Source organism: Spiribacter sp. 1M189, from assembly GCF_040838345.1.
In the GTDB taxonomy this organism is placed as follows: domain Bacteria; phylum Pseudomonadota; class Gammaproteobacteria; order Nitrococcales; family Nitrococcaceae; genus Spiribacter; species Spiribacter insolitus.
Genome location: NZ_JBAKFF010000001.1, coordinates 1,079,656 through 1,099,912, shown reverse-complemented (window position 1 = coordinate 1,099,912; position 20,257 = coordinate 1,079,656). Strand labels below are relative to the sequence as shown.

The window sequence follows — 20,257 nt, the reverse complement described above, 5'->3', positions numbered from 1 at the left end:
ACGCATGGGCGAAGTCACCGTCCCGGGCGTCCATCAGGTCCGTTTCGTCTACTCCGCACTCGAAGACCGCCTGGCGATCAGGCTGACCATGGCCTCAGGTGACGGGCGGGTGGCGTGGCTGACGCGGCGGGGGCTGACGGGGCTCATGCGGCACATGAATACCATGCTCAAGAAGAGTCACCCGGCAGCGGATGGCGATGAGGCGCATGATGCCGTGATGGCGCTGGAGCATATCGGCGCCCGCTCGCAGGTCGCCGCAGAACGCGCGCAGGAAAAGGATGCCCGCGCCGGGGACGGAAGCGTGGGCGTCGAGGCACCATCGAACTGGGCCCATCATTTGATTACCGAGGTGACGGTTGAGCCGCAGGGCGACCGCCTGGTGGTGGCCCTGATGGGCCAGCCGCTGCCCAGTGTGCCCGACCGGCGGCTCGATCCGCTGCCGGTGGCCGGGCTCTCCTTGACCCGGGCCCATGCCCATGAGCTGCTCCATCTGATGCGTACGCATGCCGAGCAGGCCGGCTGGGCCCTTGAGCCGCCCATCACATGGATGAACCGGCAAGGCGAATGAGCTGGTGCCCCGAGCAGGATTCGAACCTGCGACCTATCGCTTAGGAGGCGATCGCTCTATCCAGCTGAGCTATCGGGGCGCTAATCCCATCGCCAGAGGGCTGGTCACCAATGCAATGGTGGCACTGAATACCACCAGGAACAATCACCGGTGCAGCTACCGGCGCGGGGTGGATGTGGCTATGATATTTCTTCCTGAAATTCATCAATGGAAAGTGTTGAGATGTCCAGAGTCCGCACCCAGATGGCCGGCGCCGTTGGCAGTGTCCTCGAGTGGTATGACTTTGCCGTTTTCGGCTTCCTGGCGCCGTTCATGGGGCCGCTGTTCTTTCCGGATTCCGATCCGGTGGTGGCGCTCATCCAGACCTACGGGGTGTTTGCGGCGGGTTATCTGATGCGGCCGCTGGGCGGCGTCATCTTTGGCTACATCGCCGATCGGCTGGGCCGACCCCGAGCGCTGCGCTGGTCAATCATCATGATGGCCGGGCCGACGGTTCTGGTCGGGTTGCTGCCCACCTACGAGAGCATTGGTGTGATGGCCGCCGCGCTGCTGATCCTCCTGCGCCTGATTCAGGGCGTCTCGGTGGGCGGCGAGCTGGTCACCTCGATTACCTTCCTGGTGGAAGGGGCGCCGCGTCACCGGCGGGGGCTCCACGGCAGCTGGGCGCTGTTCGGCGCGGTCGGCGGCATACTGCTCGGCTCCGCCGTGGTGGCGACCACCGAGGCGCTCATCAGCTCCGAGGCGATGGCGGATTACGGCTGGCGCATCCCGTTCCTGCTGAGCGTGGTGATCTTCGTTTTCGGACGATGGTTGCGCCGCGCGCTGGCGGATGAGCCGATCAATGTCGGGAGCAAACAGGAAACGCCCCTCCGTCAGGTGCTGACACGCCACCCGATTGATGTTCTGCACCTCATGGCCTGCATGCTGCTTTTCTGCGGAGGCTTCTATACCCTGTTCGTCTGGATGCCGACCTACCAGTCGAAGGTCATTCCGAATCCGATCGACCATGCAATCGATCTGAACACCCTCTCCATGCTGGTGCTGGTCCTGCTCCTGCCGGTTGGTGGTCTGATGGGGGATCGATTCGGCTTCCGCCGCATGATGCTCTGGGGTATCGGGATCACCGGCATCGGGGTTTACCCGCTGTTTCTCTGGATCGATACCGGGAGCTTTCTGGGTGCCCTGATCAGCGGACTGATCTTCGCGCTTGCCATCAGCTGGGTGCAGGGCCCGATGCCGGCGATGCTCGCACATACCTTCCCCCGCGACATCCGTAATACCGGTGTGGGCATCGCCTACAACCTGGCTATGGGCCTTTTCGGTGGAACCGCACCCATGGTCTGCACATGGTTGATCAACGCCACGGGGGACATTGCCGCGCCGGCGTACTACCTGCTGGCTCTGGCGGTGATCAGCGCGGTATCGCTTGTCACTTTCCAGCCGGGCCGCGGTGCGGGCCAGGAAGGAGCGGATGCGGTCGGATCGACCTGAGGGGGAGGTGGTGGAGCCGAGGGGAGTCGAACCCCTGACCTCTAGAGTGCGATTCTAGCGCTCTCCCAACTGAGCTACGGCCCCGTCTCACTTTTCGTCGCGAAGTCTATCACTACCCGTCGCGGGAGTGCCACATCACCGCGGCGCGTTGCTATGATGGGCGTTTGGGTAAAATCGATGGTGCCGGGGGCGGGAATCGAACCCGCACTCTCTTGCGAGAACCGGATTTTGAGTCCGGCGCGTCTACCAGTTCCGCCACCCCGGCGTCCGGGGATCGATTATAACAGGCCTGCATGAAAGTCAGCGATTTCAATTATGACCTTCCGGAGGCGTTGATCGCCTCCGAGCCGCTTCCCAACCGGACCGACAGCAGGCTGCTGGTGTTGGATCCACGCACCGGCCGCATCACCGATCGTCAGTTCCCGGCGATTCGGGATTACCTGCGCGATGGCGATCTGCTGGTGATCAATGACACGCGTGTGCTCCCCGCGCGCCTCCATGGTCGTAAGGCAAGTGGCGGGGCAGTGGAAATCCTGCTGGAGCGTCTGACCGGCGGAGCGGAGGCGCTGGCCCAGATTCGGGCCAGCAAGACACCGAAACCCGGCACGCAGATTCGGCTCGAAGGGGGCGTGAGCGTTGAAGTGGTGGAGCGGGCGGGTGATTTCTTCCGCCTGCGCTTTCCTGCCGATCCGCCCCTGCCGCAGCTCCTCGAGCAGTATGGCCATATGCCACTGCCGCCCTATATCAAGCGTCAGGACACCGACGAGGACCGCGAGCGTTATCAGACGGTTTTCGCCGACAAACCCGGCGCCGTGGCGGCGCCTACTGCCGGCCTGCATTTTGACGAGGCACTGCTCGGTGCGCTGCAGGCGGATGGCGTGGAAACCGCTTCCCTGACGCTGCATGTGGGCGCGGGGACATTCCAGCCGATCCGCAGCGAGACAATAGCGGGCCACGATATGCATGCCGAGTGGCTCTCGGTGCCGGCGTCCGTCTGTGAGGCGATCCAGCGCACCCGCGCCTGCGGTGGCCGCGTGGTGGCCGTGGGAACCACCGTGGTGCGTGCCCTGGAGGCGGCGGCCGCACCAGGAGAGCTGGCACCCTTCGAAGGCGAGACTGAGATTTTCATCTACCCGGGCTTCGAGTTCCGCGTGATCGACGGACTGATAACCAACTTCCATCTGCCGGGGTCGACCCTGGTGATGCTGGTCAGCGCGCTGGCAGGCCGCGAGGCAATCCTCAACGCCTACCGTCATGCGGTTGAGGCGAAATACCGGTTCTTCAGCTACGGCGATGCCATGCTGATCCTGCCGGGCGCGGGCGGGGCGAGGCCATGAGTCTGCGGTTCGAGAAACTGGCCAGTGACGGACTGGCCCGGCGCGGGCGGCTGCATTTCGACCGCGGGGTCGTTGACACGCCGGCCTTCATGCCCGTGGGGACCTACGGCACCGTCAAGGGCGTCACTCCGGAAGAGGCGGCTGAATCCGGCGCGCAGATTCTGCTCGGGAACACGTTCCACCTCATGCTGCGGCCGGGTACCCAGATCATCGCCGAGCACGGTGACCTGCACGACTTCATGCACTGGGGTGGTCCGATCCTCACCGACTCCGGTGGTTTTCAGGTATTCAGTCTTGCCGAAGGGCGCAAGGTCAGCGAGGCCGGCGTCGAATTCCGCTCGCCAGTGGATGGCTCGCGGGTGTTCCTGGATCCGGAGCGGTCAATGGCCGTTCAACGGGCGCTGGGCAGCGACATCGTGATGATATTCGACGAGTGCACCGCCTGGCCGGTGGAGTGGTCCGAGGCGAAGCGCTCGATGGAGCTCTCGCTGCGCTGGGCCGAGCGCAGCCGTGCGGCCCATGCCGGTAATCCCTCGGCCCAGTTCGGCATCATCCAGGGCGGGATGTTCGAGGATCTGCGCGCTGCATCGCTCGCGGGGCTCACCGATATCGGTTTCGAGGGATACGCCGTGGGGGGTCTCTCAGTGGGAGAACCACCGGAGGAGCGCATCCGCGTACTCGATGCACTCGGCCCGCGACTGCCGGCGGACCGGCCGCGATATCTGATGGGCGTTGGCAAGCCCGAGGATCTTGTCGAATGCGTGGCGCGGGGCATCGACATGTTCGATTGTGTGCTGCCCACGCGCAACGCCCGTAACGGCTTTCTGTTCACCGATACGGGGACGCTGCGCCTGCGCAACGCGCGCTTCGCCCATGATACCCGCCCGGTTGAGGCCGCCTGCGACTGCTATACCTGCCGCCATTACAGTCGCAGCTACCTGCGCCATCTCGACCGTTGCGGGGAGATGCTGGGCGCCAGACTGAACACCCTTCATAACCTGCGCTATTTCCAGCGACTGATGAGCCGTATTCGCGACGCGATCGAAGCGCAGGCGCTCGAGGAATTCACTCGGGAGTTCCATGCCATGCGTTCCGGTGTGACATAATGCCGACTTTTTAATCGAGGGAGATTGCCATGGACTTCTTCATCAGTGATGCACTTGCCCAGTCGGGCGAGCCGGCGGCCGGAATCACCGGCCTGATCTTTCCCATCGCGCTGATCGTCATCTTCTACTTCCTGCTGATCCGCCCGCAGCAGAAGCGGGCGAAGGAGCATAAGAAGCTCGTCGCGAATCTCTCCAAAGGTGATGAGATTCTCACCACCGGCGGGTTTGTCGGGCGCGTGACGGATGTCGGTGATACCTACGCCAGCCTCGAGCTCGCCGACGGGATCGAGGTCCGGATGCAGAAGAGCGCGGTGGCCCAGGTTCTGCCCAAGGGGGCGATGAAGGGCAGTCTCGAGAAGGCCGAAGCGACAGCCAAGGACGAGTCCGGTAAGGGCGGCAAGTCGAAGTAGGCATGATGAATCGGTATCCGCTCTGGAAGTACCTGCTGCTGGTGTTAGTGATCGCCGGCGGCTGTCTCTACGCGCTGCCCAATCTGTTCGGGCAGGACCCCGCGTTGCAGATCAGTACCGCCGAGGGCAGCGCGCCCTCGGAGCAGGCACGTGAGCGGATCCGCCGTCTCTTGTCCGACGATGGCGTCGCCATACAGGGCACGGAAGTCTCGGAGGATCACCTCCTGGTGCGCCTCGCCAGCAATGATGCGCAGGTGCGGGCGGCCGACGAGCTCGCCGTCGCGCTGGGCCGTGATTACACCGTCGCCCTGAATCTCGCACCGGCCACACCGGGCTGGCTGCGTAACATCGGTGGCCAGCCGATGTATCTGGGTCTGGATCTGCGCGGCGGGGTGCACTTTCTCATGGAAGTGGATATCGAGGCGGTTGTCGAGCAGACGCTTGCGCGCTATCGCGACGAGTTCCGGCGTCAGCTGCGCGAGGCGGATATCCGCTATGGCGATATCACCTTGGCCGAAACCGGGGTGGTGATGCAGTTTGCCGATGCGGCCCGCCGTGATGCAGCGCGGGAGGCGCTGGGTCCGGATTATCTGGAGCTCGACTTTAACGCGGAAGCGTTGGATGGAACGCCGACCCTCGAGGCCGCACTCAGTGAACAGGAACTGCGTGAGGTCCGGAACTTCGCTGTCGAACAGAACATGACCACGCTGCGCAATCGGGTGAATGAACTCGGCGTCGCGGAGCCGGTGATCCAGCGTCAGGGCCTCAACCGGATCGTCGTCCAACTCCCTGGTGTGCAGGACACAGCCCGTGCGAAGGACATCATCGGTGCGACGGCAACGCTCGAGTTCCGAATGGTCGACGCCGGCAATTTCCCCTACTTCGGCGATGGCGATGATCCGGTACCGCCGGGTACTGAACGGTTCCCGGAGCGCGGTGGCGGATACGTCCTGCTCGAGCGAGAAGTCATTATCACCGGTGACGCCATCACCGATGCATCCTCGGGAATCGATACGCAGACCGGTCAGCCGGAGGTGAATATCCGCCTGAGCGGAAGTGGCGGCAATGTCATGAACCGGATTACCGGCGGCCGCGTCGGCGATCATATGGCAGTGGTCTTCAAGGAGACCGAGGTACAGGCGCGGCGGGTCGACGGCGAGGTTGTGCGTGAGCAGGTCGAGGTCGAGGAGGTCATCAACGTCGCCCGCATCCAGGAGCAGCTGGGCAGCCGCTTTCGCATCACCGGTCTCGACAGTTCCCGCGAGGCCCGCAATCTCGCCTTGCTGCTGAGGGCGGGTTCGCTGGCGGCGCCCATGCAGATCGTCGAGGAGCGGACCATCGGGCCGAGCCTTGGTCAGGAGAACATCAACCAGGGCCTGGCGGCGGTGATCGTGGGGTTCCTGTTGGTGGTCGTGTTCATGGCGGTCTACTACAAGGTCTTCGGACTGGTGGCGAACCTCGCGCTGCTGGCCAACCTGGTGCTGATTGTGGCGGTGCTCTCGATGCTCCAGGCCACGCTCACACTGCCGGGTATTGCCGGCATCGTCCTGACGGTGGGGATGGCGGTCGACGCCAACGTGCTGATCTATGAACGTATCCGTGAAGAACTGCGCGCCGGCAGCAGCACCCAGCAGGCCATCGAGGCCGGCTATGGCAAGGCCTTCTCGACCATCGCCGATGCCAACGTCACGACACTGATCGCGGCCCTGGTGCTGTTTGCTTTCGGAACCGGCCCGGTGAAGGGGTTCGCCGTAACGCTGTCGATCGGCATCGTGAGCTCCATGTTCACGGCCATTCTGGGCACCCGTGCTGTCGTCAACCTGATCTATGGCGGCCGTCGCGGCGTCCGTCTGGCCATCTGAGGAGGCGCTCGTGGATTTCTTCAAACGCGAGCCGAATATCGAATTCATGGCCCATCGCGGGCGTGCCGCGGTGTTCACCGCGGTGCTCGTCGCCGCGGCCATCGCCTTTCTGCTCTTCAGGGGGCTTAACCTCGGCCTGGACTTTACCGGCGGCACGCTCGTCGAAGTGGGTTATCCGCAGACCGTGGATCTGGCGGAGGTTCGCTCAACACTGGCCGAGGGCGGCTACGAGGACGCCGTGGTGCAGACCTTCGGCACTTCGCGCGACATCCTGATCCGGCTGGCGCCGGATGTCGGAGAAGGCGATTCGCTGAGCAATGCGGTGCTGGATACGCTGCGGGAAGCCGACCCGGCGGCGGAATTGCGCCGGGTGGAATTTGTCGGGCCGCAGGTGGGTGAGGAGCTTGCCGAGAAGGGCGGGCTTGCGCTGCTCTACGCTCTGGGCGGCATTCTGATCTACGTGGCCTTTCGCTTTGAATACCGCTTCGCCATTGGTGCGGTGGCCGCTGTGGTGCATGACGTGGTGGTCACCGTCGGGATTTTCGCCGGGATCGGCATGACCTTTGATCTCACCGTGCTGGCCGCGCTGCTGGCGGTGATCGGCTACTCGCTGAACGACACGATCGTGGTGTTCGACCGGATCCGCGAGAACTTCGTGCGGGTCCGCAAGGGGACGGCCGCGGAGATCGCCAACCGATCGATCAACCAGATGCTGCCGCGCACGCTGGTCACCAGCCTGACCACGCTGCTTGTCCTCATCGCACTCGCGCTGCTCGGTGGCGAGCTCATCCGCGGGTTCGCGATCGCGCTGATCATCGGTGTGCTGGTGGGCACCTACTCGTCGATCTATGTGGCGAGCTCGGCGGCGCTGGCCCTCGGCGTCAGCAAGGAAGATCTGGTTCCGCCGCCGAAGGAAGGTGAGGACGCCGAGAATGAGCAGCCCTGATTCCAGTGGTGGTCACGCGGATTTCATAAACAGCTCGTATGATTCGGACAAACATGGCCACGGGGATACCGCCATGACGGACGTCGAGCTGCTCAAACCGCTTCGCTACCGCAGTATTTTCATCTCCGACACGCACCTCGGGTTCAGTGGCGCGAGGGCGGATTTCCTTCTCGATTTCCTCGAATCGGTGGAATGCGACACGCTCTATCTGGTAGGCGATATCATTGATATCTGGGAGATGCGGAGGCGGGGGTTGCGCTGGCCCGACAGCCATAACGCGGTGGTTCAGAACATCCTCAAACGGGCACGCAATGGCACCCGGGTCATCTATATCCCGGGCAACCATGACGAGATGTTCCGTGACTACGCCGGGATGTCCATCGAAGGCGTGAGCATCGAACTGCGGGCCATCCATGAGTGCGCGGACGGGCGTCGACTCCTGGTGCTGCACGGCGACGAATTCGACACCGTGGTGCAGTGCAGCCGCCTGGCGGCGATGCTGGGGAGTCGCATGTACGCCTGGCTCATTCGGGCCAATCATTGGGTCAATCGCATCCGCCAGCTGTTCAACCGCCCCTACTGGTCGCTGGCCGCTCATCTCAAGCACCGCACCAAGAATGTCATGCAGTACATCGCCAATTACGAAGAGGCGCTCATCCACGAGGCCCGGCAGGCGGGTGTCGACGGGCTGGTCTGCGGGCATATCCACCACGCCGAGATCACCGACCAGAGCGGCGTCCTCTACTGCAATGACGGCGACTGGGTCGAGAGCTGCACCGCGCTGGTGGAATCCCGCGCCGGCCATCTGGAACTGCTCCGCTGGAGCGATGTGCGCGAGACGCTGAAGTCCACCTCCGGGGTGGTGGCGGACGGGCGCGCCGCCTGAGCGGCGATCAGGCGCGAATACCCTCGACTCGGTGCGGGCCGATGGTGCGCACCAGATCAGCGAAGAGCTTCGGGCTGCCGGCGACAATGTTGCCGGTCTCGAGGTAGCGGTCCCCGCCCGCGAAATCCCCCACAATGCCGCCCGCTTCCCGGATCATCAGTGCGCCGGCCGCCATGTCCCAGGGCTTTAGACCGATCTCCCAGAAACCGTCCAGACGCCCGCAGGCGACATAGGCCAGGTCCAGGGCCGCCGAACCGGCGCGACGGATATCGCCGGCGCGGCGAAACACGTCGCCGAACATCCCCAGATAGGCCTCGTGGTAGTCCCGCATCCTCAACGGGAAGCCCGTGCCGAGCAGGGCGTTGTCCAGTCCCGGGCGTGCCTGGATGCGCATGCGCCGGCCCTCGAACGTGCAGCCGCCACCACGCCGGGCCGTCCACAACTCCTGGCGGATCGGATCGTAGATGACCCCGGCCTCGAGCGCGCCCCGGTATTTGAGGGCAATGGAGACGGCAAACTGCGGGAAACCGCGCAGGTAATTCAGCGTGCCATCGAGCGGATCGACCAGCCAGACGTAATCGGCTGTCTCCTCGCCGCCGCGCTCCTCGCCAATGATCGAATGGTCGGGATAGGCCTGGCTGAGAATGGCGTGAATCTCGTCCTCGGCCATCCGGTCGACCTCACTGACGAAGTCGTTTTCGCCTTTCGTCTCGACCTGGATACGATCGAGGCGGTCGATGTTGCGGACAATGATATTTCCGGCGCTGCGGGCGGCGCGCACGGCGACGTTGACCATCGGGTGCATTGGCTGATCCTGAAACGGGCTGCGATTGGCGTGGTATGCCGTAGAATTCACGTTAGCCGCCCATGATAACAGCAAACCTAGGGGAGTTCGTGTTTTGGCCCAGTTGCAAGGCAATGACTGTCGCTTCGTTCTGGTGGGAACCTCACACTCCGGCAATCTGGGCGCGACCGCGCGGGCCATGCTCACGATGGGACTGGACGAGCTGGTGCTGGTGGCGCCGGAGTGTGCGGTTGATGAGCAGGCCCTTGCCATGTCAGCCGGCGCCCGGGACATGCTCGCCGCCGCCCGGCACCAGGCCGAGCTCACCCATGCTGTGGCCGATGCCCAGCTCTGTCTGGGGCTGACCGCCCGGCCGAGGCGTGACGGGGTGCCAGCGCTGACGCCGCGTCAGGCGGCCGCAATGATCGCCGGGGAATCCGGCCCGGTGGCCGTGCTGTTCGGTCGTGAGCGCACGGGCCTGACCAATGATGAACTGGCCTGCTGTCATCGTCTGGTCCACATTCCCGCCAATCCGGACTACCCGGCGTTGAACCTCGCCGCTGCGGTGCAGATCATGGCCTACGAGATCTTCATCGCATTGGCGGAACGGCAGGGCGATAACGGGCAGCCTGCGCCCACCCGCGAGGCGGCGGCAACGCTGGCGACGGGTGCCCATCTGGAAGGGCTCCACCGGCAGATCGAGCTCCTGGCGGATCACAGCGGTTATGCCTCGCGCGCGCCCCGTGAGGTCATGCTGCGGCGGCTGCGTAACCTCATCAACCGGGCCCGGCCCACGACCGACGAAGTGGATCTGCTGCGGGGCATCCTCAAGCGCGTGCTGCCCTAGGGCGGTACGCTGGCTGCCGTAAGCGTGGGGCGCGTATACTTCCTTCATGTTCCAGCGTCTGCGCGAAGATGTCAGCTGCGTTCTCGACCGCGACCCGGCGGCACGAAACCATTTCGAGGTGCTGACCAGTTATCCCGGTGTTCATGCGCTCATCATGCATCGCATGAACCACTGGCTGTGGCGGCGGGGTCTGCGCTGGCTGGCACGATTCTTCTCGTTGATCGCCCGCTGGCTGACCGGCATCGAGATTCATCCGGGTGCGCGGATCGGACGACGTTTTTTCATCGATCACGGTCTCGGGATCGTGATCGGCGAGACGGCGGAGGTCGGCGACGACTGCACGCTCTACCAGGGCGTGACCCTTGGCGGGACCTCCTGGGAGGGGGGTAAGCGGCATCCGACACTGCACGATGATGTGGTTGTCGGGGCGGGTGCCAAGGTGCTTGGCCCGATCGAGGTGGGAGAGGGTGCGCGGATCGGTTCCAACGCCGTCGTGGTCAAGGACGTCCCCGAGCACGCCACGATGGTGGGCATCCCGGCGCGGGTCGCCCGCATCGCACGGGAGGAAGCGCCGTGTACCGAAGCCGATCAGCGCCGCGCGGAGACGGCCCGGCGCATCGGCTTCGAGGCGTATGGCGCGACACGGGATATGCCGGATCCGGTGGCCAATGCCATTAATGCGATTCTCGATCACGTTCACCACACCGACGCGAGGATGCAGGAGATGTGCAGCGCGCTGCGCGCCTTGGGCGCGGAGGTGAATGACAGCCGAATTCCTGATATCGAGGATTGTGGCATGCAGGACGAGGGCGAACGGGACCAGGCCTCGGGTTCGGAACGCTGAAGGGCGCTCATGACCCCCTACCTGGACTATGCGGCAACGACCCCCGTTGACCCCCGGGTCTCCCGGTTCATGGCCCGGTTCGAAGGACCGGACGGTTTTTTCGCCAATCCCGGTAGCGACCATCCCGCCGGCCATGCGGCGGCATCGGCGGTGGATGAGGCCGCGCACCAGGTGCTTGGCCTGCTGAACGACCCGGGGTTCCGCGTGATCTGGACCAGTGGCGCCACCGAGGCGGACAACCTCGCCATCGGTGGCCTCGCAAGGGCGCTCGATCGACGGGATAGTCGCCGGCGGCGAGTGCTGGTGGTGGCAACCGAGCACTCGGCGGTACTGGCAGCCGCCCGGGCGACAATGTCCGCTGGCATGCAGGTGGAAACGCTGCCAGTATCCGGCGATGGCCTCCTTGAGGTGAGTACGCTGGAGCAGGCCCTTGACGACAACGTTGCGCTGGTCTCTATCGCGCCCGTCAACAACGAGACGGGTGTCATCCAGGATATTGAGACCCTCGCCCCGGCGATTCGCGCCGTGGGTGCCCGCCTTCATCTGGACGCCGCTCAGGCAGTCGGTCATCTGCCCGACGACAGGCCCTATCGTCATGCCGATCTGATCTCCCTGTCGGCCCACAAATTCTATGGACCGAAGGGCATCGGAGCGCTCTGCTATCGGCCGGAGCTGCGCCTGGAGCCACTGCTCCATGGTGGTGGCCAGCAGGGTGGGATCCGTTCGGGGACCCTGCCGGTGCCACTCATCGCGGGGATGGGGGAGGCCCTGCAAATAAGGGATGACCACGACGAGCGGACGCGTCAGCGCGGCCTCCATCAACGGCTGAGCCAGCACCTGGAGGGGCTTGGCGATGTCGTCATCAATGGCCGCCGCGACGGATCGGCGCATGTGCTAAACGCCTCGTTTGCGGGTGTCCAGGGTGAGGCCCTGCGTGCCGCACTGGCCGATCTGTCGGTGGGTTTCGGGTCGGCCTGCAGTAGTCGCGGCGGGCCGTCCCATGTCCTGCGGGCGATGGGACGGCCGGATGCGCTGGCCCATGCTTCGGTGCGTTTCAGTCTTGGGCGCTTTACCACCGAGCGCGACATAGACGCGGTGGCGGGGCGAGTGGCCGACCGGGTCCGGCGCCTGCGGGCGATATCACCGGTGTGGCGCGAACTTCAGGCGGGAAAGTCCATCGAAGATGTCTACGGTGTCACAACCCCGCCGGGAATGGCTTGAAATGATGGAAATGTCGGCGGAACCTTGGAATGCGGGGAGCCTTGGTGCTCCCGCAGAGCCGCAGGGCTGGACTCATGGCGAGGCTGGACGCGTCGCCGACGGCTGTCGAGTCGATTGCTGGCTGGCAGCGGGGCCGGAGTGTATCCGCGAAGCCCGATTTGAGGTGTTCGCGGGCCCGGAGGCGATGAAAGCTGCGGCCTGGCTGGCGGATTGGCTCGCGGGTCGCTCATTTGACGCCGCAGCGAAGGTCACGGGGCTTTGGCTCGCCGAGAGAGTCGACATACCGGATGAGGCTCGGGGTACAGCACTTTGCATTGAGGATGCATTGCGGTCGGCGCTGACCGTAATGGCCGCCGGAGAAGGTGGGAGCGAGATATGACGATACAGCTGACAGAAAGGGCCGCCGATCACATTCGCGACGCATTGGCGCGCCAGGGCAGTGGCATGGGACTGCGGCTGGGTGTCCGCACCTCGGGCTGCTCGGGGTTCATGTACACGGTGGATTACGCCGATGCCGTTGCGGATGACGATACGCTGGTGGAACAGCATGGCGTTTCGGTGGTGATTGATCGAAAGAGCCTGCCATTCCTGGAGGGCGTGGAAGTGGACTTCGTCAGAGAGGGCCTCAACGAGCGCTTCAGTTTCCGCAACCCCAACGTGACGGCCGAGTGCGGTTGCGGCGAGAGCTTCTCGGTGCAGTGATTGCCGGTATACCGGTGGCTGGGTAGACTAGCGGGCGGTTTTTCGGGCCCACTGCGCCGAGGCGGGTGGGTTTTGTATTTTCGGACCGGCGGTTAAGCCGGTTCCCCAGCAGGAGTTGATCAATGGCCGTGGAGCGCACGCTTTCCATCGTCAAGCCGGACGCGGTTGCCGGCAACCACATCGGCGAGATTTACAGCCGCTTTGAGACCGCGGGTCTGCGGATCATCGCCGCGCGTATGCTGCACCTCAGCCAGGAGCAGGCTGAGGGATTCTACGCCGTGCATCGGGAGCGTCCGTTCTTCCGCGATCTGGTGAAGTTCATGACCTCTGGGCCGGTGATGGTGCAGGTACTCGAGGGTGAGCACGCCATTCGCAAGAATCGCGAGATCATGGGCGCCACCAACCCCGCCGAGGCGGCCGCCGGCACGATCCGCCACGACTTCGCCGAGACCCTGGATGCCAATGCCGTCCATGGCTCCGACGCCCCGGAGACGGCCCGCGAGGAAATCGCCTTCTTCTTTGGTGATGATGAGCTCCACAGCCGCAACTGAAGACCGGCCGCTGACCCGCTCCGGTCGGGTCAATCTGCTTGGTCTCGACGAGGCAGGCCTGCACGGCCTCCTCAAGGAGCTTGATGAGAAGCCTTTCCGCAGCAAGCAGCTGCGGCAGTGGCTGCACCAGCGGCGGGTGTTCGATTTCGAGGCCATGACGGACCTGGCGAAGGGCTTCCGCGGGAAGCTGGCGGATCTCTCGGAATTGCGCGTGCCGCAGGCGGTTTTCGATCGTGAGTCCGAGGACGGCACGCGCAAGTGGCTGCTGGCCCTGGAGAGTGGTCAGGCGGTTGAGACCGTCTACATACCCGAGCGTGGCCGTGGGACGCTGTGTGTGTCTTCCCAGGTGGGTTGTGCGCTGGACTGCGGATTCTGTTCCACGGGCAAACAGGGCTTCAATCGCAACCTCACGGCCGCGGAGATCATTGGTCAGCTGCACTTCGCCACCCAGGCCCTCGAAGAAGAGGGCCGCGGCCGGCGAGTGACCAATGTGGTCATGATGGGCATGGGCGAGCCGTTGGCGAACTTCCGCAACGTGGTGGCGGCCACCAACCTCATGGTGGATCCCTATGCGTGGGCGCTGTCGCGGCGGCGGGTCACACTGTCGACGGTGGGCCTGGTGCCGGCGCTTTACAGGCTGGCGGATGTCAGCAACATCAGCCTTGCCGTTTCGCTGCATGCGCCCAACGACGCGCTTCGCGACGAGATCGTCCCCATCAATCGGAAATATCCGCTGCGGGAGCTATTGCCGGCCTGCGAGCATTACCTGGGCAACACGCCGCATCACTGCATTTATTGGGAGTACGTGATGCTCGATGGCGTTAATGACGGTCAGGAACATGCCCGGCAGCTGGTGGATCTCCTGGCCGGGATTCCCTCCAAGATCAATCTTATCCCGTTCAATCCGTTTCCGGGCACCCGCTATGCGGCATCGCCCAGGGAACGCATCCGGCGCTTCGCCGATACGCTCCAGCGCGCCGGGTTCATCACCACGATCCGCCGCACCCGAGGGCAGGATATCGACGGGGCCTGTGGCCAGCTGGTCGGTCAGGTCATCAATCGTCGCAACCAGGGTAAACGCGGGACAGCAACGGCATCCGCCTGATGCGCGTCTGGTCGATGGTCCTCGCCGCTACACTGATGGCCGGATGCGTGGCTCGGCAGGATGCCCCCCTCAGTACCGAGGATTCCCTCCAGGCGGCCCGGGCCAATACCGATATCGCCACCTATCATCTGCGCAACGGAGCGCTTGGCCTCGCGCTGGAGAAAATCGACAGGGCGCTGGATCAGGATCCCGAGCTCATTGACGGGCACCTGGTGGCGGCGGAAGTACGGGCAAGGCTCGGTGAACCGGCGGCAGCGGAGTCGCACTTCCAGACGGCGCTGTCGCTGGACGAGGACAGTGGTCCGGCGCTCAATAACTATGCCGCCTTCCTGTGCAGCCGCGGCCGAGTGCGTCGGGCACTCGATCTTTGGGATATGGCGGCCGCCAACCCGCTCTACCCGCGGCGTGTGATGGCGTTGAGCAACGCGGCCCGTTGCCTTAGCGATGCCGGTCGGCGTGGCGAGGCGGCAGCCTACTGGCGGCGGGCACTCTCGCTGCAGCCCCACTACCCGCCGGCCCTGCGGGGAATGACCGAATGGAGCCTGTCGCAGGACTCGGCCGATGCCGCACAACAATGGTTTTCGCGCTACACTGCGGTGGCAGAGGAAACGCCATCGCTGCTCTGGCTGGGGGTGCGGGTCGCCAGAGCCGCCGATGATGCGGACCGTCACGGGCAGCTTGCCCGGCGGCTCAAGGAACGATATCCCGCATCCGAGCAGGCCGCACGCTTGACGGAGTAACATCTCGATGACGGAGCAACAGCGCAGCGGCGATAGCAGTAACACCGTCAGCCAGGCCGCTGGACCGGGTCGGCTGGTACGGGATGCCCGTCTGCGGCGGGACATGAGCACGGATCAGGTTGCCGAGGCCCTGCATCTCGACCGCCGTACGGTGGAACAACTAGAGGCCGATGACTTCGAGGCGCTTCCGCCGCTGACCTTCGTGCGCGGCTACCTCCGCGCCTACTGTCATTTGCTGGATCTGGATCCCGAACCGGTGATCGGCCGCCTGGCTGATGCCGGGATTACCGACAACGAAAGCCCGCTCAAGGCACATGCCGGAGCCGAGGCGGGTGATGCGCGCACGCCACGCCCAGTCAGTCGCGGCCCCGGCTTCCTCGGATTGGCCCTTGGGCTTGCCCTGTTGATCGCCGGTGTGGTCGCAGCGGGGTGGTGGCTGTCGCGCGCGGAGATCTCCATCCCGTTCATGGGACCGGCGGACGAGTCCACCGAACCGGCACCCAGCGATCGTGCTTCGCAAAACGCTTCATCATCAGACGCCGCGATGACGCAGGCCCCATCGGACGGGCAATCCATGGGGACAGCCGCATCCAAACCCACCTCTGAGTCCATGGATACCGACCCCGAGCCGGCGGAGTCCGTGGTCGCCGCACCCGAAACGGAGACGGCGCCATCCATGGAAGAAACGGCGGACAGCGAGAGCGCGGTGGACACGAGCCCGACAACAGCGGGCGTATCCAGCAATGAGGACGCCGCGGACTCGTCGGTCGCGGTACCCGACGCCCCGGCCGCGACAGTCGACGCGCCGGTGGCAGAGCCGGATGAACTGGTCTTCCGCTTCAGCGGGGATTCCTGGATGGAGGTCACCGATGACCGCGGTGAGCGGCTGCTATTTGGAATGGCCGAGCCGGGTGAGGAGCGCCTGACTGGCCGGGCACCATTCGATATCGTCATCGGCAACACGAGCAACGTCAGGCTCGAATACGGGGACGAGGAAGTCGACCTTGAAGCGTATGCGCGGGGCAATGTCGCGCGTTTCACGCTGGGTGGTTCCTGACATGGTCCGATCAGTCATGGTTTTAAATTAACGGGGAAAGCTTGAGTACCTCGATCCAGAACATCCGCGGCTTCAGTGACGTCCTGCCCGACGAGGGCCCGATCTGGCGGTTCGTCGAAGAGACGTTCCGTCATGAGCTTGAGCGCTATGATTATTCGGAGATACGGCTGCCGATCGTGGAGAAGACGGAGCTCTTCTCGCGGTCAATCGGCGAGGTGACCGATATCGTCGAGAAGGAGATGTACACCTTCACCGACCGCAATGGCGATAGCCTCACGTTGCGACCGGAGGGGACGGCCGGCTGTGTCCGGGCCGCCCTGCAGCGGGGTTTGCTGCACAACGCCCGTCCCCGGCTCTGGTATTCCGGTCCCATGTTCCGCCATGAGCGTCCCCAGAAAGGCCGATATCGCCAGTTCCATCAGGTGGGAGCGGAGGCATTCGGAGTCTCCGGTCCGGACCTGGATGCCGAGCTTATCCTCCTCTCCGGACGGATCCTGCGCGCGCTTGGTATCGACGGACTGCGGCTTGAGCTCAATAACCTGGGGACCATGGAGGCGCGTCAGCGCTATCGGGCCGCGCTGATTGAGCATTTCGAGTCTCACGAGGGCTGGCTCGACGATGATGCCCGGCGACGACTGCATACCAATCCGCTGCGCATCCTCGATACCAAGAACCCGCAGATGGCCGACGTGGTCCGAACCGCGCCGGACCTCGCGGATTATCTCGACGAGGCTTCCCGGCAGCATTTCCATGATCTGTGTTCCATGCTCGATGCCGCCGGTCAGCCTTACGTCATCAATAGTCGTCTGGTGCGCGGGCTCGACTATTACGGCGGCACCGTCTTCGAGTGGATCAGCGATCGTCTCGGCGCGCAGGGCACCGTACTGGCCGGCGGGCGCTATGACATTCTGGTCGAGATGATCGGCGGGCGACCGACGCCGGCGATCGGCTTCGCGGCGGGGCTGGAGCGTCTGGTGGCACTGGTGGAGGCGTCGGGCAGTGCGCCGTCCGCGCCGCCGGCCCATGCGGCATTGGTCGCGGCGGATTCGGGCCTGCAGGCCGATACCCTGGCCCTGGCGGAGGGGCTTCGTGACCGTCTCCCCTGGCTGCGACTGCAACTGCCCGTTGGCGGGGGCTCCATGAAAAGCCAGTTACGCCGGGCCGATCGAAGTGGTGCGGCCCTGGCGCTTATCCGCGGCGCGGAGGAAACCGCGGCCGGAGAGATCACGATCAAGGACTTGCGTGGCGATGCGGAGCAGTATTCAGTGGCGATCGAGCGGTTGCCGGAGATACTCTCCACGCTGGAATCAACCTGAGCAGGACGGAATCGATCCGTGGCATACGACGACGAAGAACAACTCGAGGCCATTCGGGCCTGGTGGCAGCGGTACGGCCGCACGGTGCTGGTAACCGTGGGTGTGGCCCTGGCGGTGGTCATTGGCTGGCAGCAGTGGGGTGCGTGGCAGGATCGCCAGGTGGCGGCGGCGGCGTCCGACTATGCGGCCATACTGGCGTCGCTTAACGATGGCGATCGCGATGCCGCGGCCAATCGACTGGAGTTGCTTCGCGAATCGCACGCAAGCAGCCCCTATGCGGCAATGGCAACGCTCGCTGTCGCCACTGCGGAATTCTCCGGAGACGAAACGAGCGAAGCGGCCGAGAGCCTTGGCTGGATCCCGGCCAATCAGCCACAGAGTCCGCTGGCGGTGGTTGCCCGGCTTCGCCAGGCGGAGGCACTCAGTGAGGCTGGGGATGATCAGGCGGCCTTGACGGCACTTGAGCCGCCACCGGAAGGGCCACTGCGGCCCCGATACCTGGAATTGCAGGGTGATCTGGAGGCCGCTCTGGGCAATACCGATGCCGCCATCGATGCCTATCGCCAGGCCTTGGAGGAGACGGGCGGTCAGCGCCGGTCGCTGTTGGAGATCAAGCTCCTCGACTTAGGCGGGGCGCCGGCATCATGAACGGGCAGATGACCGCGAAAGCCATCATCACCGCGACCGCCCTGGTGATTGCCGGGTGTGGGGGTCAGTCACTCATCCAGGCAGAGGATCCACCGGCACTGGACTCGCCGGTGCCGGAGGCGCAGGTCACCCAACGCTGGCAGGCGGACATCGGCGCGGTTTCCGTGCCCTATCACCGCCTCGAGCTCGCCGCGCTGGATAATCGAATTTTCGCGGCCTCTTCGGACGGCGAAGTGGCCGCTTTCGACGCCGATAGCGGCGAATCGCTCTGGCGTCAGGATTTCGATGTAGAAATCGGCGGTGCGGTGGGTGCCGGCGAAAACGCCGTGGCGGTGGGGACGACGACTGCCGAAGTGCTGTTCCTGGACGCCGAAACCGGCGAGCTCGACTGGCGGACCCGCGTCAGCAGCGAGGTGCTCGCTCCGCCGGCGGTCGGGCAGGGCAGTGTGGTCGTACGAACGGCGGACGGCGGGGTGTTCGCGCTCGATGCCGCTAATGGCGATCAGCGTTGGCTGTATCGGCGCAATGTGCCGGCACTCAGTCTGCGCGGCCACTCGGCGCCGGTGCTGGTCAATGGCGGCGTCGTGGCGGGATTCGACAACGGACGGCTGAGCGCACTCGATCTGGCGACCGGCAATCCCGTCTGGGAGGCCACAGTCGCTGTCCCGGAGGGTCGCACCGATCTGGAGCGCATGATCGATCTCGACGCCGATCCGGTGGTGAGTGGTCGTGAGCTGTTCGCGGGTACCTATCAGGGTCGGCTCACCGGATTGGCCCTCGGCAATGGACAGGTGGCCTGGGCCCGGGATGTTTCCGTCCTTGGCGGGCTGAGCGTGGATGACACCAATGTCTACGCCACCGACGCTGAGGGGCGTATCTGGGCTTTCGATCGTCGTAACGGCGCTTCGGTCTGGCGGGTCGATGCGCTCTCCGGCATCCGGCTGACGGCGCCGGTCCAGTATGGTGATCGGCTGGTGGTCGCCGGTTCTGACGGCTGGCTCTACTGGATTGATATTCGTGATGGCAGACTGACCGCCCGTTACGAGGTTGGCAGGACTGGCATCGCAGCGGCGCCGCTGCTCGAGGAAGACAGGCTGTATGTCCTGGATCTGGGCGGTAGACTGCGCGCCCTGACCATCGAGCAAGGCAACTAGGAGGAGAGCCATGCGCATGATACTTCTGGGCCCCCCCGGGGCCGGCAAGGGAACCCAGGCCGCCGGGCTCTGCGAAGCCTACGGAATTCCGCAGATTTCCACCGGCGACATGTTACGGGCAGCGGTCAAGGCGGGCACTGAGCTGGGTAAGGCGGCCAAGGCGGTGATGGATGCCGGCGAACTGGTCTCTGATGACATCATCATTGGCCTGGTCAAGGAGCGCATCGCGCAGCCCGATTGCGCCAGCGGTTTCCTCTTTGACGGATTCCCGCGGACGCTCGCCCAGGCGGACGCGCTTCAGGAGGCGGGCGTTCCCATCGATGCCGTCGTCGAGATCAGGGTCGATGACGAGGCGATCGTCTCGCGCATGGCGGGACGCCGAGTCCATCCCGGTTCCGGGCGCGTCTACCATCTGGAAAACGCGCCGCCCAAGGAAGACGGCAAGGACGACGTCACCGGGGAGCCACTGGTGCAGCGCGAGGATGATCAGCCTGACACGGTGCGCCAACGCCTTGCGGTTTATCACGAGCAGACCAGTCCGCTGGTCGATTACTACCAGTCACTCGCTGAGAATGGCGGACCCGACGCGCCTCGGTATGTCTGCGTCGATGGCGAGGGCCATATCGACACGGTTCGACAGCGGATCATCAACGCCCTGGAGGGCTGAACCGGGAACCTGCGT

At 64.7% G+C, this 20,257-nt stretch carries 22 protein-coding genes and 3 tRNA genes; 21 read left to right on the top strand and 4 right to left on the bottom strand.

Annotated elements, in window-relative coordinates; all coding sequences use genetic code 11:
• Positions 1-4: 4 nt before the first annotated feature.
• Positions 5-568 carry a hypothetical protein gene (locus tag V6X30_RS05520; protein WP_367983634.1) on the top strand — a complete coding sequence of 188 codons (564 nt, stop codon included), beginning with the start codon at positions 5-7 and terminating at the stop codon, positions 566-568.
• Between the two features lie 2 nt (positions 569-570).
• Here V6X30_RS05520 and V6X30_RS05515 read toward each other — a convergent pair.
• Positions 571-647: transfer RNA gene (locus V6X30_RS05515), tRNA-Arg, on the bottom strand.
• Positions 648-790: 143 nt separating this feature from the next.
• Here V6X30_RS05515 and V6X30_RS05510 point away from each other — a divergent pair.
• On the top strand, positions 791-2,059 hold the full coding sequence (locus tag V6X30_RS05510) for an MFS transporter (RefSeq protein ID WP_367983633.1): 1,269 nt from the start codon (positions 791-793) through the stop codon (positions 2,057-2,059).
• An 8-nt stretch (positions 2,060-2,067) separates the two neighbouring features.
• Here the strand turns inward: V6X30_RS05510 and V6X30_RS05505 are convergent.
• Together V6X30_RS05505 and V6X30_RS05500 are read right to left on the bottom strand one after the other, a co-directional pair.
• Positions 2,068-2,143: transfer RNA gene (locus V6X30_RS05505), tRNA-Ala, on the bottom strand.
• Positions 2,144-2,237: 94 nt separating this feature from the next.
• Positions 2,238-2,324, bottom strand: a tRNA-Leu gene (locus V6X30_RS05500).
• A gap of 28 nt (positions 2,325-2,352) precedes the next feature.
• On the opposite strand from V6X30_RS05500, the gene queA reads away from it, so the two are divergent.
• The 6 genes from queA (at position 2,353) to V6X30_RS05470 (ending at position 8,606) form a co-directional block, all read left to right on the top strand.
• The gene (gene queA / locus V6X30_RS05495) at positions 2,353-3,396 is read left to right on the top strand and encodes a tRNA preQ1(34) S-adenosylmethionine ribosyltransferase-isomerase QueA (protein WP_367983632.1); all 1,044 of its coding nucleotides are present in this window, start codon (positions 2,353-2,355) and stop codon (positions 3,394-3,396) included.
• A gap of 2 nt (positions 3,397-3,398) precedes the next feature.
• Positions 3,399-4,502, top strand: coding sequence for a tRNA guanosine(34) transglycosylase Tgt (gene tgt, locus V6X30_RS05490; RefSeq protein ID WP_367984545.1), 1,104 nt, complete (start codon positions 3,399-3,401; stop codon positions 4,500-4,502).
• 29 nt (positions 4,503-4,531) lie between these two features.
• Positions 4,532-4,912, top strand: coding sequence for a preprotein translocase subunit YajC (gene yajC, locus V6X30_RS05485; protein ID WP_367983631.1), 381 nt, complete (start codon positions 4,532-4,534; stop codon positions 4,910-4,912).
• A gap of 5 nt (positions 4,913-4,917) precedes the next feature.
• Positions 4,918-6,774 carry a protein translocase subunit SecD gene (secD, locus tag V6X30_RS05480; RefSeq protein ID WP_367984544.1) on the top strand — a complete coding sequence of 619 codons (1,857 nt, stop codon included), beginning with the start codon at positions 4,918-4,920 and terminating at the stop codon, positions 6,772-6,774.
• A 10-nt stretch (positions 6,775-6,784) separates the two neighbouring features.
• Positions 6,785-7,720, top strand: a complete 936-nt coding sequence (secF, locus tag V6X30_RS05475; protein ID WP_367983630.1) for a protein translocase subunit SecF — start codon at positions 6,785-6,787, stop codon at positions 7,718-7,720.
• A 73-nt stretch (positions 7,721-7,793) separates the two neighbouring features.
• The gene (locus V6X30_RS05470; RefSeq protein WP_367983629.1) at positions 7,794-8,606 is read left to right on the top strand and encodes a UDP-2,3-diacylglucosamine diphosphatase; all 813 of its coding nucleotides are present in this window, start codon (positions 7,794-7,796) and stop codon (positions 8,604-8,606) included.
• 7 nt (positions 8,607-8,613) lie between these two features.
• On the opposite strand, the gene V6X30_RS05465 is transcribed toward V6X30_RS05470, so the two are convergent.
• Positions 8,614-9,411, bottom strand: coding sequence for an inositol monophosphatase family protein (locus tag V6X30_RS05465; RefSeq protein WP_367983628.1), 798 nt, complete (start codon positions 9,409-9,411; stop codon positions 8,614-8,616).
• A gap of 94 nt (positions 9,412-9,505) precedes the next feature.
• Here V6X30_RS05465 and V6X30_RS05460 point away from each other — a divergent pair, with 94 nt between their 5' ends.
• The 13 genes from V6X30_RS05460 (at position 9,506) to adk (ending at position 20,242) form a co-directional block, all read left to right on the top strand.
• Positions 9,506-10,237 (top strand): RNA methyltransferase, encoded by a 732-nt coding sequence (locus V6X30_RS05460; protein WP_367983627.1) that lies wholly within the window; start codon positions 9,506-9,508, stop codon positions 10,235-10,237.
• Positions 10,238-10,283: 46 nt separating this feature from the next.
• Positions 10,284-11,081: a serine O-acetyltransferase gene (gene cysE / locus V6X30_RS05455; RefSeq protein WP_367983626.1), complete on the top strand. Its 798-nt coding sequence runs from the start codon at positions 10,284-10,286 to the stop codon at positions 11,079-11,081.
• 9 nt (positions 11,082-11,090) lie between these two features.
• On the top strand, positions 11,091-12,302 hold the full coding sequence (locus V6X30_RS05450; protein ID WP_367983625.1) for a cysteine desulfurase family protein: 1,212 nt from the start codon (positions 11,091-11,093) through the stop codon (positions 12,300-12,302).
• Entirely contained in the window at positions 12,265-12,681 is a 417-nt protein-coding gene (locus V6X30_RS05445; RefSeq protein WP_367983624.1) for an iron-sulfur cluster assembly scaffold protein, read from the top strand. Before V6X30_RS05450 ends, V6X30_RS05445 begins: the two co-directional genes overlap by 38 nt.
• The gene (locus tag V6X30_RS05440) at positions 12,678-13,004 is read left to right on the top strand and encodes a HesB/IscA family protein (RefSeq protein ID WP_367983623.1); all 327 of its coding nucleotides are present in this window, start codon (positions 12,678-12,680) and stop codon (positions 13,002-13,004) included. Before V6X30_RS05445 ends, V6X30_RS05440 begins: the two co-directional genes overlap by 4 nt.
• A gap of 122 nt (positions 13,005-13,126) precedes the next feature.
• Entirely contained in the window at positions 13,127-13,555 is a 429-nt protein-coding gene (gene ndk / locus V6X30_RS05435; protein ID WP_367983622.1) for a nucleoside-diphosphate kinase, read from the top strand.
• Entirely contained in the window at positions 13,533-14,660 is a 1,128-nt protein-coding gene (rlmN, locus tag V6X30_RS05430) for a 23S rRNA (adenine(2503)-C(2))-methyltransferase RlmN (protein ID WP_367983621.1), read from the top strand. The genes ndk and rlmN overlap by 23 nt, the downstream gene beginning before the upstream one ends.
• Entirely contained in the window at positions 14,660-15,400 is a 741-nt protein-coding gene (gene pilW / locus V6X30_RS05425; RefSeq protein ID WP_367983620.1) for a type IV pilus biogenesis/stability protein PilW, read from the top strand. The genes rlmN and pilW overlap by 1 nt, the downstream gene beginning before the upstream one ends.
• A 7-nt stretch (positions 15,401-15,407) precedes the next feature.
• Positions 15,408-16,457, top strand: coding sequence for a RodZ domain-containing protein (locus V6X30_RS05420; protein ID WP_367983619.1), 1,050 nt, complete (start codon positions 15,408-15,410; stop codon positions 16,455-16,457).
• Between the two features lie 41 nt (positions 16,458-16,498).
• Positions 16,499-17,773, top strand: a complete 1,275-nt coding sequence (gene hisS, locus V6X30_RS05415; protein ID WP_367983618.1) for a histidine--tRNA ligase — start codon at positions 16,499-16,501, stop codon at positions 17,771-17,773.
• 18 nt (positions 17,774-17,791) lie between these two features.
• On the top strand, positions 17,792-18,421 hold the full coding sequence (locus tag V6X30_RS05410; protein WP_367983617.1) for a YfgM family protein: 630 nt from the start codon (positions 17,792-17,794) through the stop codon (positions 18,419-18,421).
• 8 nt (positions 18,422-18,429) lie between these two features.
• A complete protein-coding gene (gene bamB, locus V6X30_RS05405) occupies positions 18,430-19,575 on the top strand; it encodes an outer membrane protein assembly factor BamB (RefSeq protein ID WP_367983616.1) in 1,146 nt (381 codons plus the stop codon).
• Between the two features lie 10 nt (positions 19,576-19,585).
• Entirely contained in the window at positions 19,586-20,242 is a 657-nt protein-coding gene (adk, locus tag V6X30_RS05400; RefSeq protein WP_367983615.1) for an adenylate kinase, read from the top strand.
• Positions 20,243-20,257: the final 15 nt, after the last annotated feature.

What these genes read in the sequence shown, in the direction of transcription:
- V6X30_RS05520 (WP_367983634.1), top strand. Translation starts at nt 5, where the DNA reads ATGGGCGAAGTCACCGTCCCGGGCGTCCATCAGGTCCGTTTCGTCTAC.
- V6X30_RS05510 (WP_367983633.1), top strand. Translation starts at nt 791, where the DNA reads ATGTCCAGAGTCCGCACCCAGATGGCCGGCGCCGTTGGCAGTGTCCTC.
- queA (WP_367983632.1), top strand. Translation starts at nt 2,353, where the DNA reads ATGAAAGTCAGCGATTTCAATTATGACCTTCCGGAGGCGTTGATCGCC.
- yajC (WP_367983631.1), top strand. Translation starts at nt 4,532, where the DNA reads ATGGACTTCTTCATCAGTGATGCACTTGCCCAGTCGGGCGAGCCGGCG.
- secD (WP_367984544.1), top strand. Translation starts at nt 4,918, where the DNA reads ATGAATCGGTATCCGCTCTGGAAGTACCTGCTGCTGGTGTTAGTGATC.
- V6X30_RS05470 (WP_367983629.1), top strand. Translation starts at nt 7,794, where the DNA reads ATGACGGACGTCGAGCTGCTCAAACCGCTTCGCTACCGCAGTATTTTC.
- V6X30_RS05465 (WP_367983628.1), bottom strand. Translation starts at nt 9,411, where the DNA reads ATGCACCCGATGGTCAACGTCGCCGTGCGCGCCGCCCGCAGCGCCGGA.
- cysE (WP_367983626.1), top strand. Translation starts at nt 10,284, where the DNA reads ATGTTCCAGCGTCTGCGCGAAGATGTCAGCTGCGTTCTCGACCGCGAC.
- V6X30_RS05450 (WP_367983625.1), top strand. Translation starts at nt 11,091, where the DNA reads ATGACCCCCTACCTGGACTATGCGGCAACGACCCCCGTTGACCCCCGG.
- V6X30_RS05445 (WP_367983624.1), top strand. Translation starts at nt 12,265, where the DNA reads ATGTCTACGGTGTCACAACCCCGCCGGGAATGGCTTGAAATGATGGAA.
- V6X30_RS05440 (WP_367983623.1), top strand. Translation starts at nt 12,678, where the DNA reads ATGACGATACAGCTGACAGAAAGGGCCGCCGATCACATTCGCGACGCA.
- ndk (WP_367983622.1), top strand. Translation starts at nt 13,127, where the DNA reads ATGGCCGTGGAGCGCACGCTTTCCATCGTCAAGCCGGACGCGGTTGCC.
- rlmN (WP_367983621.1), top strand. Translation starts at nt 13,533, where the DNA reads ATGAGCTCCACAGCCGCAACTGAAGACCGGCCGCTGACCCGCTCCGGT.
- pilW (WP_367983620.1), top strand. Translation starts at nt 14,660, where the DNA reads ATGCGCGTCTGGTCGATGGTCCTCGCCGCTACACTGATGGCCGGATGC.
- V6X30_RS05420 (WP_367983619.1), top strand. Translation starts at nt 15,408, where the DNA reads ATGACGGAGCAACAGCGCAGCGGCGATAGCAGTAACACCGTCAGCCAG.
- bamB (WP_367983616.1), top strand. Translation starts at nt 18,430, where the DNA reads ATGACCGCGAAAGCCATCATCACCGCGACCGCCCTGGTGATTGCCGGG.
- adk (WP_367983615.1), top strand. Translation starts at nt 19,586, where the DNA reads ATGCGCATGATACTTCTGGGCCCCCCCGGGGCCGGCAAGGGAACCCAG.